A 15,312-nucleotide genomic window follows, 5' to 3' on the forward strand; every position below is an offset into this window, starting at 1 on the left:
CCCTTATATTTTGGATTGCTCGCGGAGGCCCTTAGGCGTTAAGCGGCGGTTAAGCAGAAGCAGCAGTAAATTGACCACGATGACGAGCAGGGAAACGGGAATCGCTCCCGCTAAAATCACATTCGTATTGATCATCGAAATGCCCCTCGTAATAATGTCGCCCAGCCCGCCTGCGGCAATATAAGTCGCAATCGTCGCTAAGCTGATCGTCTGTACCGCTACCACGCGAACGCCTGCCATTATAAAGCTGCGTGCGATTGGCAGTTGAACCATCCATAAAATTTGCCCGCGTGTCATGCCCATTCCTGTGCCGGCTTCGATTAAAGCCGGATTGACGCCAGATATGCCTACGTACGTATTCTGCAAAATGGGCAGCAGCGCGTAGAGCGTCAACGCGATGATGGCAGGCTTGGTGCCGATGCCCACCAGCGGAATCATAAAGCCGAACAACGCGAGGCTCGGGATCGTCTGAATGACGGATACGACCGTTATGATGCCATTGGCGAGACGCTTGTGCGTCGTGAGAAAAATACCGATTGGAATGGCGATCACGCAGGCAATCACAACCGATACGAGCGACAGCTCCATATGCTCAATCGTCTTTTGCAAAATGTTCTCCCAGTCCGCTTTTATCGTGTTCCAAAACTGATTCATGCAAGCATCTCCTCCTTGTTGAACTGCTTCCCAAACGCCTCGATTAGACTCGTTTGCGTAACTGCGCCCAGAAAATGATGCGATGCGTCAACGACAGGAACGATCCTGTTTTTGCGCAGCAGCTCAAAAATGCGGGATATCGGCGCATCGCCTCTTACGTAAGGAGCGTCTGTCCGCATAATTTCATTAATCGGCCGTTCGCCGCGCTGCGCCGCTTCGCTCCGCAGCTGCTCAAGTCCGATAATGCCAAGATACGTGTTGGCCGCGCTCGTGACAGCGAGCGCCTCCAGCTCATGCTTCTCCACATAATGAAGCGCATCGACTGCAGTGAGGTGGGAGTGGATGGATAAATGATGGGCGAGCACACTTTCAACCGTATGCTGCGGCACATTCGGCTGGAATCGTTCTTGTCCGATAAATTCACGGACGAACGCATCCGCGGGATGGTTAAGCAGCTCCTCCGGCGTGCCTGCTTGCACAACTCTTCCGTCCTTGAGCAGCACGATGAGATCCGCGATCTTCAGCGCTTCGTCAATGTCATGCGTGACGAAGACGATCGTTTTCTTCACCTGCTCGTTCAGCTTGATCAGCTCCTTCTGCAGCTGAATGCGGCTGATCGGGTCAAGCGCGCTGAACGGCTCATCCATAAGGACGATGGAAGGATCGGCAGCCAGCGCCCGGGCAACGCCGATTCTTTGCTGCTGGCCTCCGCTTAATTCATGCGGATAGCGTTTGCGATACGATTCGGGGTCCAAGCCGATAAGCGATAGCAGCTCTTCCGTGCGGGCTTTCAGCTGCCGCTTCGCCTCTCCCTTCAGCCGAGGCACGACAGAGATGTTCTCCTCGATGGTCATATGCGGGAATAATCCGATTTGCTGAATGACGTATCCGATATTCCTCCTTAGCTCGACTGGATCCAAAGAACCGATGTCGCTGCCTTCGAGCAGGATCTGTCCGGCCTCCGGCTCGATCAGACGATTAATCATTTTGAGAATCGTCGTTTTTCCGCAGCCGGAAGGGCCTATAATCGTCACAATCTTTTCCTTAGGCACCGTCAGATCAAAGTTTTCCAGCACGAATCCCGCGCCATAATTTTTGCTTACCTGCTTGAACTCTACGGCAGCTTCGCTCATCCCCATCCATCCCTTCTAAAAAAATAAAAGGCCCCACTCTCCTGTAAAGGAAAATGAGACCTCCTAGCGTAAGGTTGACCTCTAATATTATTAACATATGATAACCAATGACTATATTGCAATAATATTACAGGCTTAAATCGTTGTCAATCATTATTTATACTAATCCTATAGGAATTAAATGTTTAAACGAAGGTATAAAAAAAGACCTCCTGTCAACAGGTCAGTCATCACTAGCTAAGCTTGTATTTTTGTGCTACCCCTTAATCTCGCTGGCATTAAAAAAGTCCAGCGCAGAGCGGTACCAGCTTGGCTCCGCTTCCTTCACTCCGTCTACGAAAATGGCGTCCACCCGCTCATTGTAAAAGGAGTGCAGACCGGCAATTTTCGGAATTTCCGGAATCGGATTCGGATAGCTCCACAAAATATTTTCATACGACTGGCCGTTGACGTCAGCAGATAAATAGGCAGCCGTCCCTTTGTATGGGCAGCTCGTTTGCAGATTCGATTCGGTAAAGTACTCCTGGCGAATGTCCTCAATTGGCAGGTAGTAGCGTACAGGCACTCCCGTCTCAAACACGATAACCGGACGCTTGCTCTCCGCTACCGTCACCCCGTTCAGCACAACCTGAATATGGCGGGAACTGGCGATGGCATCCACCCGCTTGTACGGATCACGAGGATGAACGAAAATTTCTTCCTCTTCCTCCAGCCATTTATCGACCTTATCCCAGTAAAAGGCGACATGTCCGCGCAGCGCTTCGCTCTGAGGGATCGGGTTCTCGTAACCCCACACCGCGTTTTCAATAAGGCGCTCGCCCACTTGGATGCTCCAATAAGAGGCGTCTCCCTTCAAAGGGCAATGGGTTTGATGCCCGGATGGCACCAGCAAATCCTTGCGGACATCCGCTTCCGGAAAATAATAGACAGGCAAATGCCCCCGCTCATGCAGCGTCAATACCGATTTGCTGTCTGCAATGGTCACACCTCCCACCTGTACACGAACCCAACGTGGATTCAGCTCCGCTTTCAGATTTTTCCTCGATGGATCTGCTGCCTGACAGGATTGCTGCTCCGTTTGATGAAGACTCATCCAATTCCCTCCTCGTTAATCTCATTTATAGATAATTAATTATCACTATTACATAATATCATCGCATTTTTCATTTCTCAATAGTTATTCAGATAAAACCAATAGGAATTTAAGTATATAGATTTAGAAAGCTTGAATTCGAAGAAAGACGCTCCACGGGCCGCATTGCGGCACTGTGAAACGCCTTTACAATCTTACGCTTATATACGCTGATTCAACCGATGCTGCTGCCTGAATTCATTCGGCGAAAAGCCTGTAAACCTTTTAAACATACGGGATAAATACGGAGTCTGCATGCCCAATTGCTCGGCAATTTCGGCGATTGTTTTCTCCGAATGAAGCAGCAAAGCGCTTGCCTTTTGCATTCGCTTCTTGTTGATATAGACGATAGGCGAGACTCCAAGCATCGATTTGAAATAGTGCAAAAAATATTTCGGGTGAAAGTGGACAAGCTGGGACAACGTTTCGACTGTTATTTGCTCGGTTAGATGTTTTTCGATATATTGCAGCACGATATACAGCTTATGAACGGACGGAATCGATGCGGTTTGCAGCGGATCTGCCGTTGATCGTTCAATGAATCTTGACATCATATGAAACAAAATCGACTTGACGATAAAAGGCGCTGCCAGCTCATCGCTCTCATGCTGGTCAATCAGCTCTTGAAATTGATTTTTGACCGATTCGTCATTTCTTAGGGCGATGTTATGAGGCGCGATCAGCAAATCGAACAAATTATTTTCCCCGACGGTCGCGGTAAAATGGCACCAATATTTGAAAAAAGGATTCTTCTCCTCCGTGGAGCAAGAAATACGCGTGCCTGCCGGCACTAGAAATAGATCACCCGGAACGGGGTAATATTCCATATTATTTATTTTCAGCCGGCCTTCTCCATCCAGAAAATAATAGAGTGCATTTTCTCCTTGAATGGTATTGACGCCGCCCCAGTCAGGACGAACTCTCGTCAGAGCGCCTGTCGTCATGTGGATCTGCGTATTCGATAAATACGTGCGAGCCAAATTCATCCTGCCACACATCCTTATTCATGAAGATAGCTTACTATTGTGCAAAAACCTCATATTATTATACATTCATTTCCCCGGTTCCGCATCTTACAATGTAGGAACAACAGGTGCAGGACAGCGCATGGATGAGAGAACACAACACGGTAAATGAACATTATTACAAGGAATCATACACAACACATGACTCGAAAGGGGATTATGGCAATGAAACAAACAGAACTAGCTAAGCCAACGAAACAGCAGCTCATGTGGCAGGACATGGAAATCGGAATGTTTTGCCACTTTGGGATGAATACGTTTTGCGATCAGGAGTGGGGAGAAGGCAATGACTCGCCGGAGCTGTTCAACCCGACGCAGCTTGACGCCCGGCAATGGGTCCGCACAGCCAAACAAGCGGGGTTCGCTTACTTTGTATTAACGGCCAAGCATCATGACGGCTTCTGTTTATGGCCGACAAAGACAACCGATTATTCCGTAAAATCGAGTCCTTGGAAAAATGGGAAAGGCGATGTGGTTCGCGAGGTTGCTGACGCTTGCAAAGAAGAAGGCATCCGCTTTGGCTTGTACTTGTCGCCTTGGGATCGGCATGAGCCTTGTTATTCAGACAAAGCGGCTTATGACGACTTTTACGCCGCGCAGCTTACGGAGCTTCTAACCGAGTACGGACCGCTTGTCGAGGTCTGGTTCGACGGAGCCGGATCGCATGGCAGAGAATACGATTGGAGACGCATCATTGGAATCGTGAACCAATACCAGCCGGATGCGATGGTATTCAATATGGGGGTGCCAACCATTCGCTGGGTAGGCAATGAGGACGGCGTTGCTCCTTATCCTTGCTGGAACACGACAGATTCAGCCAAGCTGAGCATGTACACGGACGATATGGCGACTTGGCTGCCGGAAACTCCGCCATGGGTGCCTGCCGAATGCGATGTGCCGATCCGCAAGGACCGCTGGTTCTGGCATCCGAATGACGAGCACACGCTTCGCTCGCTGGACAACCTGCTCGATATCTATTATCGCTCTGTCGGACACGGCTGTACGCTCCTGCTGAATCTGGCTCCCGATAACCGTGGACTCCTGCCAGAGGCTGACGTTAACCGGCTGCTTGAGCTTATGGAGGAAATTCAGCGTAGATTCTCCAGCCCCATTGCCCAAACCGAGGGCGAGGGAAATTCGGTACTTCTATCGTTTGGCTCGGCTGCCGACGTCAATCACGTAATTTTGATGGAAGACATCGCCCACGGCGAGCGCATCCGCTCTTACGTGCTCGAGGCGGAGCAACAAGGGGAGTGGGTGGAGCTGGCCAGAGGAAGCGCGATCGGCCACAAAAAGATCGACCGCTTCGACACGGTTCACACCAAAGAGCTGCGGCTGCGAATTACCTCTAGCGTGGACGAAGCATTAATACGGAGCTTTGCCGGTTATTATTGTTGATTTTATGAGCAGTCCGTTTCTTTCGATTTTATCGATTGAGATGGGCTTTTTTTTGATTGAGCACTGTGAAGCGGCTATAAATCGGTATAATACAGAAAAAGCATCATGGTTAGATATTCATTGAAGAAAGGTGAGGATTTAATGGCAGCGAGTGTCTCATTGGTAAAACCGACCTTAGCATTAAAAGACGCCTACTTGAACTTTTATCAGGAATGGATCGAGAGCAAAGAAGATATCGTGCCATGGGTGGTCAGCTTGGACCCGGCCGACTTTCAGGGCATGGTGCAGTCTTTGCTGGCTAACGAGAAAGGCGAGCATTTGCCCGAAGGGTGGGTGCCGGACTCTACCTTTTGGCTTGTTACTGAAAACAAACGGATCGTCGGAGCGGTGAACATTCGACATGGGCTTACCGAGAAGCTGATGAATTGCGGCGGCCATATCGGTTACGGCATCCGTCCTTCCGAGAGACGCAAAGGCTACGCCACGAAGCTATTGGCACTAGCATTAGAGGAAGCGCGGAAGCTAGGCGTCCACAAAGCACTTGTCGTATGCGACGAAAGCAATGTGCCGTCGGAGAGAACGATTTTGCGAAATGGCGGCGTGGAGGATACCTCATTCGTTGAAGAAAACGGCAACGTGATTAAGCGATTTTGGATTGGCTAATGGAGCATGGAGACGGAAGAGGTTCGTTCTAGTCATCTAAGTTACGAAAGAAATCATGGGCAAGCTCGTATCGGACGATTCGCTCTCTATTGCCGCGATATGAGGGCAGCAGCCAGCCTTTGGCGCATAGCTTTCGCAAAAGGTTAACCGCCGTTTTGTGATCGATCTCAAAATGCTTCTCCACATCCTTTGGACGAATGGGCTCCGCTTGCTGAATCGCGAGCCGAATAACTTCGTTCTCGGAAAGCATGACGCGAGTGATTGGCGACTGGCTGGATTGATGCCTGCCTATCACCATGCGTAGCATCGACATGCAAAGCGCGGGATTTCTCTCTACATCATCGTAGGCGAATGAGATTACGTGATAGCCCATCGCGTGAAGGAACGCTTCGCGGTTCAGTTCATTGCAATATTTTTGCCGATCCATATCGCGTACATGCGAAGCATAACCCTTGATTTCAAAAATAAGCTTTACCCTACCCGGAAGCCAAGCGAAATCGGCAAAGTATGGCCTCCCCCGCCAGTCGAGCACCTCGTACTCAGGATGCAAATGCTGAAAGTCACCACGAAGCGGCCACCATACGTTACGCAAAAACAAAGATTCTGCGTGTCCATATCCTCGTTCCAGCCTCCCGCGTCGTTCTCCCGACCTTTTGTCGATATGATCCTGAATAAAGGAACGAAACGTCTCTTCATTGCCCATTTTCATCCATCCTCTCTGGAAAATAGAAAACGCCCCGCTGCCACTCACTTTCGAGTGTTAACGGGACGTTCTTCGTCTCTTGCCTCTGATTATAAAATAATTGGAATGATATGGCTAGTCCCATTTTTCCCGGGATTCACGACACTTTAAGGGAATCAGCCCAGCGCTTCAGCGGGATGCTGCAGCGGCATCTTGGCTCTAATGATTTAACAGGAATTCCTCCTGCTAAATCATCATATTTTCACAGGAAAACGCACTTAACTGGAATTTCTCCAGCTAATTTTCAGAAATCACCCTCGCAGCAGTCAATTTAGAGAAATTAACGGGAGCTTTTCCTGTTAAAGGTTTTTTAAGGGCTCCCCTGCTCACAATTAGCAGGAGGTTTTCCAGCTAATTTCAGCCGTAACCAACGCCACCGTCCCTAACTCGCTAAAAAACCCAATAACTAGCAGCATGTCTCTTCCAAGTTCATTACTAGCGCATTTAGGTTCCATTAGCATATTAAAATTCCCATCAAACATAGCAACTTCACCTCATACCAGCCTCATACCAGCCAGCGCAAAGCCGCTCAAAAAACTAATATTACTTCAAACACCAATCAGCATATACGCCGCATTTAGGTGCCATTTAGCAAGCTATAACTCCCATCGAACATAGCAACTTTGCCTCGTACCCGCCTCATACCCGCCAGCGCAGTCTCAACATACTAATATTACTGCCAAACAGCAAGCAACGGACGCGTGGTTTGTTTTGGTGCCATTTGATCGGAATCAAGCTCACTTTGCCAATATGATTTAACAGGAATTCCTCCTGCTAAATCATCATATTTTCGCGAAAAAACGCACTTAACTGGAATTTCTCCAGCTAATTTTCAGAAATCACCCGCGCAGCGGCCTATTCCGAGAAATTAACGGGAGTTTCTCCTGTTAAAGGTCCGATAACGGATCCCCTGCTCACAATTAGCAGGAGCTTTTCCCGTAAATATATTCCCGCCGAGCCCCAACTGCCGACAGCACAAAGGGAGGCCCTATGCCTCCCTCTCTTCTTATCCCCTCGGGATAAACTTGCTTATATCTACGCCGAGCGCTTGCGACAGCTTCATGCCAAATGTCCGGTCGGCACGGAAAAAGTTGCAGATGGCGCGTAGACGGATGTCGTCGTTCGTCTGCTCCAGCTCGCCAACCACGTTGGCGATTAGATTCGCTTGCTGCTCCTCCGGCAAAGAACGGAATCGCTCGCCTGCCTGGGTGAAATCGTCGGTTTTGTCGATTCTTTGACGGCCTGCCGAGCCTTGAAGGGGAGCATAAGAATCAGCATAAGCCGGTGCTTCTTTCGGGCTCTCGGGCGAGCTGTTAGGCTCGTAATTAACCGGTGATGGGTTAGCTTGCATCGTCATTGCGCCATCACGTTGATGGTTGCGAACGGGAGCATATGGGCAATTAACCGGGATATGCAGGTAGTTTGCGCCTAAGCGGTAACGCTGCGTGTCCGGATAGGAGAACAAACGGCCCTGCAGCAGCTTGTCCTCCGACGGCTCGATGCCGGGAACTAACGCGCCAGGAGAAAACGCCGACTGCTCCACCTCTGCGAAATAGTTAACCGGATTGCGGTTTAACGTCATCGTCCCTACCTTTTGCAGCGGGTACATGTCCTCCGGCCATACCTTCGTTGGATCAAGCGGATCAAACGCGTAACGCTCCACATGGTCAACCGGCATCAGCTGCACATGAAGCTCCCACTCCGGGAAGTTGCCAAGCTCGATCGCATCATGCAAGTCACGTGTCGCATGGTTAAAATCTTTGCCTTGCATCTCGCTTGCTTCCGCCGCCGTAAAGTTGCGCACGCCCTGCAGCGATTTCCAATGATATTTGACGTAGGTCGGCTTGCCGGCGTCATTGATCCATTTGAAGGCATGTACGCCGAAGCCGTCCATTTCGCGGTAAGTGGCAGGCGTGCCATCATCCGAGAACAGCCAGGTCAGCATATGAGTGGATTCGGGCGATAGCGTCATGAAGTCCCAGTAGCGCGCAGGATCTTGAATATTCGTATTTGGCGCCGGCTTCAAGGAATGCACCATATCCGGAAACTTCATCGCGTCACGGATGAAAAATACAGGCAAATGGTTGCCTACGATATCATAATTGCCTTCCTGCGTATAAAATTTAACCGCAAAACCCCGTGGATCACGCGCCGTTTCCGGCGAGCCTGTTCCATTGATAACGGTCGAAAACCGTACGAATACAGGCGTTTCCGCCCCAGCCTCCTGCATGAAATGAGCCTTCGTATGCCCCTTCATGCTGGCCTCTGTACGGAACACGCCGTGAGCGCCCGCGCCCCGTGCATGGACGACACGCTCCGGAATGCGCTCCCGGTCAAAATGAGCAAGCTTCTCCAGCAGATGGTAATCCTCCAATAATGCGGGGCCTCGCTGCCCTGCCGTGCGTGAGTTTTGATTATCGCCTACAGGCGTTCCTAGATTAGTCGTTAGGTAGTTTTCCATATTAGCACCTCATCGATTAGTTTATATATTTAGACTTGATCTAAATCTTTAAACTAATCATATCGAATAGGTGCAGGGCTGTCATGAAAACACCATGAATGAACGATGAACGTTTCATGAAAAGGAAGCTAACTCCACGTGCATCTAGCCAGAGGAAGGAGCTGCTAATGCTTAACGGTCCCGAATATCCGCAAGCCGATAACCCACGCCCCGAACTGTTACAATATATTTAGGCGCTACTGCGCTGTCTTTGAGCTTCTTGCGCAAGCTCTTAATATGAGCGTCAACCAAGTTGCTGCCGCCATAAAATTGCAAGCCCCATACCGTATCGAGCAAAGACTCCCGCGTCAGGACGGAGCCATCCGAGGATATGAAATGCAGCAGCAAATCATATTCCGTCTTCGTCAGATCGATGCGCTGCCCGGCTCGGTCCACCGTCATTTTCTTTAGATCGATCTCAATATCTTTGAACGATCGAATGTCTTCCGCTGGCACTTTGGCAGCGCCGGTCGGACGATTCAGCAGCATGCGATTGATTTGCTTGACCGCTTGCTCCGGTTTCGCCGGCCACACAAGCAGCTCCGCCGTCCCCAGTGCGAAGGTGCCGCGCGTATCATACGACTTCTGATCCAGCAAAATAAGGACGGGCACCGCGTGCATTTCGGCAGATTCCAGCAATTCGGCACCCGCTTGCAGCGTATTGCCGCCAGAAGCATGGACAACCGGGATCGCATCATAGACGAGCAGCTCCGGCTGCAGGCTTTGCAGCATGCTTTTGTTGAAATCATGCAGCGAAAACACGTCAAAGCACTCGGACGACAGCGCGACCAGCAAGCTTTTGACCCGTTCAGGCATCGGACTAATAATCATGACCCTCTGGGTAAGCGAGCAAAGCATCCCGTTTTGAAGCAGCTCTTCCTCCGACAAGCTTGCTGCCTCATCCTGATTTAAAGAGCTTTCAGCTTTCATGGATGACTCGTCTATCCTGATTTCCGCTTCGCTTTGCTCTAAGGAAGCCAACCTAATCCATGCTTCCTCATCCATTATGATTGCTTCGTCGCGCATGATTCACAAACCCCCTCTAATACGACCTGAGCGTGCTCGATTTTATATTTCGTCTCCGAAGCTACCTGCTGGAGCCATACGTTCGGCAATTCGGTAAGCACCTCATCCACGCGGCCGCAGACCGTGCACACGATATGCTGGTGCTCGTCAGTGCGGGCATCATAACGGCTGACCGCCTCACCCAGCTTCAGCTCTCTAATGAGGCCCGCATCCGTCAAATACCTCAGTGAGTTGTATACCGTGCCATAGGCGAAGTTGAAGCCTTTGGCGCGCAAACGGTCAATGACATCCGCCGCCGTCGGGTGGTCAACCGCATGCTGCACGACTTCTAATATCGCTTTACGCTGTATCGTTAAGTTAATTTTGTTCATATGAACATCAATCCTTCTATTAATGACTTTAGACTAAGTATAAATTCATGCAACCAAATGGTCAACCTCGTCAGCCTATCCGTGAGCCGATCCACATCCCTTAAACACACTTCTCCGTCAAACCAAGCAACTTTGAAAACGCTGCAAATTTTTTGTCGAAAAGAATAATCTGAATATTTACAAAATTCTAATAAAGGTGTATACTAAGCCTATCTTAAACGAGAGGGGATAGCCCATTGAAGTAGGTTAGCGAAGCATGTCTCATTAACTCGGGAAGGAGTACCGAAGGAAATAAAAGGACATGCGGGGACAAAAGCGAACGATTTGTAAACGACCATTTGGATGACAGGTACTTATGGAAGGAAAGGATTTGAAACAAATCGAAAGGATGTTGATCGAGGTCAAGAAGGATAGGATCGAAGTCGATAAGGTTTGTAACAAATTCGAAAGGACAAAGAAGATTAAGGAAGAAGCGGATTGGAGCGTTTGAATAAATTGAATAGTAGTCTGCCAAGCAGGTGAAGGGCTTCTGGTTATCTTAGATAAGCAGAAGCCCTTCTTACGTCTGTCTATAGGATCGGACTGAGCAGCCTTGAGATCGACTCCTTGAAACGGTTCATGAGCGGACGTTTGCCATAAACCTCAGCCGTCAGCTTCGTACAATTTTCCATATCAGTCTCAAAGATCTGTTGCAGCTTAGCCGATGTCTGCGTATCATAGATAAACGCGTTCATCTCAAAATTCAGCTTGAAGCTGCGAATATCGAGATTGGCTGTACCGACGGAAGCGACCTTTCCATCGATAACGAGCGTTTTCGCATGAAGGAACCCTTTCTCGTACAAATAACATTTGACCCCTCCGGCAATAAGCTCGCCCAAATAGGAATGAGTCGCCCAGTATACGAAAAAATGATCCGGTTTGCTCGGCAGCATGATACGTACATCAACTCCGGACAAGGACGCGATCTTCAGCGCTGTCATTAAGCTTTCATCCGGCACAAAATAAGGCGTTTGCAGGCAAATGGTCTTTTTGGCCGCATAAATCATTTTGATATACGCATCCTTAATTTGCTGATACTCGGTATCCGGGCCGCTAGCGACCAACTGCATGCCAATCGTGCCAAGATCATCGCTCACAATCGGAAAATACAGCTCGTTCAGCAAAATTTTGCCGGATGCCGCCAGATTCCAATCCATCAAAAACTGCGCCTGCATTTGGAGCACCGCATTGCCCTGCACCCTCAAATGCGTATCTCTCCACTCGCCGAAATGCTTATCCAGCCCCAAATATTCGTCTCCGATGTTAAATCCGCCGATATATCCGACTTGACCGTCAATGATTACGAGCTTGCGATGATTGCGGTAATTGATTTTCAAGTTCAAATAAGGAATTCTCGAAGGGAAAAATGCCGCCTCTTGGCCCCCTGCCGCGATTAACTCATGAAAATACCGCTTCGGCAAGCTGGAGCTTCCAATATGATCGTACAAAAACTTAACCTCGACACCCTCTGCCGCCTTCGCTGCGAGCGCCTTCACCAGCCTTCTGCCAAGCTCGTCGTCACGGACAATATAGTATACGAGATGGATATGATGTTTAGCGGCTGCAATATCCTGAAGCAGAGCGTCGAACTTCTGATTGCCCTCGGTGAAGATATCCACCGCATTGTTGCTCGTAAACACCGCATAGCTCGTTTTCAGGTTCATATAAATCATATCCTGATAACTATGCATCGCCGGATCATGAAAAGAGATTTCACCGTCGCGAAGCTGGCGCATCTGCCTCTCGATCGTGTGCTCGATAATGCGCTGGCTGTCGCCTAGCAGCTTATACAGCTTCCTTTTGCGTACCTTCTGCCCCAAAATTAAGTACATGACAAACCCGATAACCGGGATAAAGAAAAGCACCATCAGCCAAGCCCATGTCGTACTCGCATTGCGCCTTTCGAGAAAAATGACGGTAACCGCCAAAAAAATGTTAAGAATCATAATAATCGCGTATGCGTTTTGCATAATGGCCATCCGTATAATAAGCACCTCAATCTAATGTAAAAGCTAATGCGATCATACTCCAAGGACGGTGTATGTTCAAGCTTCATTATATGCTACAATTCAAGCAGAAACGCCATACTATTCATTATGAAGAAGAAAGATTCGCCTTTCTTAACAATAAGCCAAAAATTCAAGGCTGAAACGGTAGACTCCATTTCTTTTTTATAAAACAATAAGACCCGCAGAAGTGGTACTGGAGGAACTGCAATGGACATACGCAAATTTAGATTAGACGAGAAAGCTCTCGGCACCTATAGCGAGGAGCGCGATGAATATGAACGGGATTATGCAAGGCTCATTCAATCCCCTGCCTTCCGCCGTCTGCAAGGCAAATCGCAAGTATTCGGCGCCGGCACGGGCGACTATTATAGGACAAGATTAACCCATTCGCTTGAAGTGTCCCAGATTGCTCGCGAAGTCGCGCGCAGGCTTAATAAGCAATATGCATTTCTATCGCGCAAGGAGCATCCGGGACTCATTTTGGATCCGGCGGTCGTAGAAATTGCTGCGCTTGCCCATGATCTCGGCCATCCGCCGTTTGGGCATAAAGGCGAGGAAGTGCTGAATCATCTGCTCATGGCGGAATACGGCATTCCCTATGAAGGCAATGCCCAGAACTTTCGCATACTGATGTTTCTGGAGAAACGCGCCGGAAGCGGCAGCGGCCTTGATCTGACCGCTGCCGTGCTGCTCGCCATTAACAAATATCCGTTTAGCCTTGACGAGCCTGGTCGGCTAAAGGGCTTGTACAGCTCCGAATGGGGAGAGATTGAACAAATCCGCCAGTCATGGAAGATGCCAATCGGCTGTTCGACGCTGGAAGCCCAGCTTATGGACCTATGCGATGACATCGCTTATTCGACTCATGATATCGAGGACGGCATTCGTGCCGGCAAAATTCACATGAACCGCACCTTCTTTGAGGACAGCAGGCTCATTGACCATGTCGTACAAGAAATTGTAGAGGACAAGGTCAATAACGGCATCGGCTGGGGAGAGGTCGATATTCCCGCCATGGTCAAACGTGTGCTCGTCTCTTATTTCGAGCAATGGGAATCACTGTACGTGAGCAGCGAGCGCGAGCCTTCCCGCACGAGAAGGGAAATGAAGGCGCGCTGGGTCAGCTTGTTCGCAGGCAAGGTAGGCATCATTGACGACACGTCACGCGGCTGGAAGAAGGTTACGTTCGTCAACAACGGGCAGCAGGATATCGAATTGCTGCGCACGATGGAAATACTGAAGAAGCTCGCTTGGGTGACGCTCATCAAAGATTTCCGCGTTCAGCGGCTGCAAATGCGCAGCGAGATCATGGTCCGCAGGCTGTGGGACAGCTTTAAGGTGCCCGACTCCGGCCGCCTCATCATCCCGCCTGACTGGATCGAGAATTATGAGATCCATAAGAACAAGTGGAGCTGGCCGCGCTTTGTCGCGGATTATATCTCAGGCATGACCGATGCCTACGCGGAGAAGGTTTACGCCGAGCTTTATGCCAGCAAATCCGGTTCCATATACGAAATGGATTAACCATAACAAAGCGCAGCTCCGAATGAGATGATCTCATTCGAGGGCTGCGCTTTTTTTAAGTAATTGTAGCTTCTAGCCTTGTCCCGCATTCGCGCTTACCGCGCTCGCGGATAGGTCTGTAATGTAATCAAAGAAACGAACGGGATCAACGTCATAAACAAGGCTTACGGGGCGACCATCGGCACGCTCTACCGTACGGCCTTGGCTAGGTCCATCCTTGATAACGCCGCTCTGCACCGTCTTGATTTCCACGAGCCCCGGGTTTCCGACGACAGCCGTCGTAAGCACATCCCATAAGTAGTAGGTCGAATTCGTTTCCATATAAACAAGCGGAGGGCATGCCGCATAACATTGCCCAACAAAGTCGAGACCTTCGTGCTTGCGCAGCGAAGCCCAGCGATTGCGAACGTCCATCGTGAGGGGAACCTTATTCGTGCTCTCAAGCGCGACAAGCAAAATCGGAATGCTGCTTGCCCATACGCGGTGCACAGCCTCTGGGTCCCAGAAGGCGTTCCATTCTGCGGTGCCGTCATGCTCAGGCTCTTGGACGTTGCCCTTTTCATTAAACGTGCCGCCCATCCAGACAAGCTTCTCGATCTTCGCTTCCACGTCCGGCGCTTCATCCAAAGCTCTCGCCAAATCAGTTAGCGGCCCTGTAAATAGCAGCGTCACCTTCTCGTCAGAGCGGCGCAGCTGCTCGATCATATGCTGATGGGCAGGCAGCGCGGCAACCTTCGTGCGGATCGTGCCTGATTCATTAAGTATAGGCAGCGCATCTACAAAAAACGTATGCATCCGCCATTCAGCCGGGAACGGATTGACGCCGCGCGAATTTGACCTTGCGACCTCGATCGTCTCCGTTTTCGCCGGTTTGCCGAAACGGTCGATGATTTTGCGGCTCGCCTTCTCGCCCGGCTCCAAATAACCGTCAGCGGGAATAACCGATACGCCAATAAGCTCAACGTCCTTCATTTGCAGCAAAAGAAACAAAGATACCAAGTCATCAACACCGGCATCGTGATTAAAATAAAGTTTAGTTCCCATATCAATCCGTCCTTCCTGAGTATAAAACGATATATCGTTTGTCCATCCTATA

Annotated in this window: 13 protein-coding genes; 3 read left to right on the top strand and 10 right to left on the bottom strand. The window is 49.7% G+C overall.

Going from position 1 to position 15,312, the window contains the following annotated elements; all coding sequences use genetic code 11:
• Positions 1 to 3 precede the first annotated feature (3 nt).
• From A7975_RS25510 to A7975_RS25525, 4 genes are all read right to left on the bottom strand, one after another.
• Positions 4 to 654: an ABC transporter permease gene (locus A7975_RS25510; protein ID WP_065386997.1), complete on the bottom strand. Its 651-nt coding sequence runs from the start codon at positions 652 to 654 to the stop codon at positions 4 to 6.
• Positions 651 to 1,787, bottom strand: a complete 1,137-nt coding sequence (locus A7975_RS25515; protein WP_053373686.1) for a betaine/proline/choline family ABC transporter ATP-binding protein — start codon at positions 1,785 to 1,787, stop codon at positions 651 to 653. The genes A7975_RS25510 and A7975_RS25515 overlap by 4 nt, the downstream gene beginning before the upstream one ends.
• A 256-nt stretch (positions 1,788 to 2,043) precedes the next feature.
• A complete protein-coding gene (locus A7975_RS25520; RefSeq protein WP_053373685.1) occupies positions 2,044 to 2,880 on the bottom strand; it encodes a DUF427 domain-containing protein in 837 nt (278 codons plus the stop codon).
• Positions 2,881 to 3,080: 200 nt separating this feature from the next.
• Positions 3,081 to 3,905 (bottom strand): AraC family transcriptional regulator, encoded by an 825-nt coding sequence (locus A7975_RS25525; protein ID WP_053373684.1) that lies wholly within the window; start codon positions 3,903 to 3,905, stop codon positions 3,081 to 3,083.
• A 204-nt stretch (positions 3,906 to 4,109) separates the two neighbouring features.
• Between A7975_RS25525 and A7975_RS25530 the strand changes: the two genes are divergently transcribed.
• Both A7975_RS25530 and A7975_RS25535 read left to right on the top strand, forming a co-directional pair.
• Positions 4,110 to 5,342: an alpha-L-fucosidase gene (locus A7975_RS25530; RefSeq protein ID WP_065386998.1), complete on the top strand. Its 1,233-nt coding sequence runs from the start codon at positions 4,110 to 4,112 to the stop codon at positions 5,340 to 5,342.
• 141 nt (positions 5,343 to 5,483) lie between these two features.
• On the top strand, positions 5,484 to 6,005 hold the full coding sequence (locus tag A7975_RS25535) for a GNAT family N-acetyltransferase (RefSeq protein WP_065386999.1): 522 nt from the start codon (positions 5,484 to 5,486) through the stop codon (positions 6,003 to 6,005).
• 28 nt (positions 6,006 to 6,033) lie between these two features.
• On the opposite strand, the gene A7975_RS25540 is transcribed toward A7975_RS25535, so the two are convergent.
• From A7975_RS25540 to cls, 5 genes are all read right to left on the bottom strand, one after another.
• The gene (locus tag A7975_RS25540; protein ID WP_065387000.1) at positions 6,034 to 6,708 is read right to left on the bottom strand and encodes a DUF559 domain-containing protein; all 675 of its coding nucleotides are present in this window, start codon (positions 6,706 to 6,708) and stop codon (positions 6,034 to 6,036) included.
• A gap of 1,045 nt (positions 6,709 to 7,753) precedes the next feature.
• Complete coding sequence (locus A7975_RS25545) at positions 7,754 to 9,208, bottom strand: catalase (protein ID WP_065387001.1); 1,455 nt, start codon at positions 9,206 to 9,208, stop codon at positions 7,754 to 7,756.
• Positions 9,209 to 9,379: 171 nt separating this feature from the next.
• The gene (locus tag A7975_RS25550; RefSeq protein WP_082198455.1) at positions 9,380 to 10,273 is read right to left on the bottom strand and encodes a winged helix-turn-helix transcriptional regulator; all 894 of its coding nucleotides are present in this window, start codon (positions 10,271 to 10,273) and stop codon (positions 9,380 to 9,382) included.
• Complete coding sequence (locus A7975_RS25555; protein WP_053373678.1) at positions 10,252 to 10,644, bottom strand: Fur family transcriptional regulator; 393 nt, start codon at positions 10,642 to 10,644, stop codon at positions 10,252 to 10,254. The genes A7975_RS25550 and A7975_RS25555 overlap by 22 nt, the downstream gene beginning before the upstream one ends.
• Before the next feature lie 569 nt (positions 10,645 to 11,213).
• Positions 11,214 to 12,662, bottom strand: coding sequence for a cardiolipin synthase (gene cls, locus A7975_RS25560; RefSeq protein WP_053373677.1), 1,449 nt, complete (start codon positions 12,660 to 12,662; stop codon positions 11,214 to 11,216).
• 237 nt (positions 12,663 to 12,899) lie between these two features.
• Between cls and A7975_RS25565 the strand changes: the two genes are divergently transcribed.
• Positions 12,900 to 14,216: a deoxyguanosinetriphosphate triphosphohydrolase family protein gene (locus A7975_RS25565; protein ID WP_065387002.1), complete on the top strand. Its 1,317-nt coding sequence runs from the start codon at positions 12,900 to 12,902 to the stop codon at positions 14,214 to 14,216.
• 72 nt (positions 14,217 to 14,288) lie between these two features.
• Here the strand turns inward: A7975_RS25565 and A7975_RS25570 are convergent, their stop codons facing one another.
• Positions 14,289 to 15,260: a nucleoside hydrolase gene (locus A7975_RS25570; RefSeq protein WP_053373675.1), complete on the bottom strand. Its 972-nt coding sequence runs from the start codon at positions 15,258 to 15,260 to the stop codon at positions 14,289 to 14,291.
• Positions 15,261 to 15,312 lie beyond the last annotated feature (52 nt).

Source organism: Bacillus sp. FJAT-26390 (assembly GCF_001682865.1).
GTDB lineage: Bacteria > Bacillota > Bacilli > Paenibacillales > Paenibacillaceae > Pristimantibacillus.